Origin of the sequence: Pseudoalteromonas rubra (assembly GCF_004212645.1) — a bacterium.
In the GTDB taxonomy this organism is placed as follows: domain Bacteria; phylum Pseudomonadota; class Gammaproteobacteria; order Enterobacterales; family Alteromonadaceae; genus Pseudoalteromonas; species Pseudoalteromonas rubra_G.
In genome coordinates this window covers 1-786 of sequence record NZ_PPUZ01000094.1, presented here as the reverse complement: position 1 = coordinate 786, position 786 = coordinate 1, and the positions used below count along the sequence as shown (strand labels likewise).

1 protein-coding gene is annotated in these 786 nt (G+C 38.9%); it reads right to left on the bottom strand.

Translation table 11 applies throughout. The features are described from left to right. Positions 1 to 211: 211 nt before the first annotated feature. Positions 212 to 391, bottom strand: a complete 180-nt coding sequence (locus C3B51_RS21815) for a hypothetical protein (protein ID WP_046004322.1) — start codon at positions 389 to 391, stop codon at positions 212 to 214. Positions 392 to 786: the final 395 nt, after the last annotated feature.

Here is a 786-nt window from a genome sequence, read left to right as displayed (position 1 = left end):
AGTGCAGCCACTCTCACGCTCTAGCTAGTTTCTACAAATTGAGCTATTTGCTACCGTCAACGGTGCATTACCAGCTAAAAGCCCAGTATACAGGTTCAACTCGATTAGCAACGCACATGCAAAACTGCACCTTTAAGAGCAATTAAAGCTTACCTTCAAAGGCGCAGGTGATTGGGTTTAAAACCTAAGCGTTAATGATAATCTGTGATGATTATTTAGTAACACAACCGTGCCAGGTGCCATCTGTCCAGCAAATAACAGGGTTTGTTGGTCTGCATTGTGGGTAGATAGAGATTTCTGCACCACCTGCAACTTGCGGCGTTGCCTGGTTTGCAAGTTGATTGCTTTTGTTCAGTGTTTTTAAGTTTTTCTTTTTTAGTTGTACTTTCATTTTATATTTCCTTATTCTGGATACATTATTGGTAATCTACAAATAGAGCCCTGATCGTAGCGCACAAGGTTAACAAGTACTCAATAAAAGATCAGCACTTGGTTTACCCTACTCAATTTGTACGATAATTTAAAGCCGTATTTTTAACAATCTAGATAACCCGATGTAAGTGCTGATAAGGTAAATTAAAACTACACAGGCACCCAATCAAAGGTTGTCGTATATTTGGGGTCTGATTTTGGAAATGGGTACCTCCTGAGCGCTAGTGATGATCGAGTTAGTTATAGGTTCAACCTTAGTATCATTTTTTAATACCGAAATGTATGAGGTAGATTCGTGCATAGGTGAAAAATTCGCGTTAATTGAAGTTGTAAACGGCGTTGTTTCCTAAATCA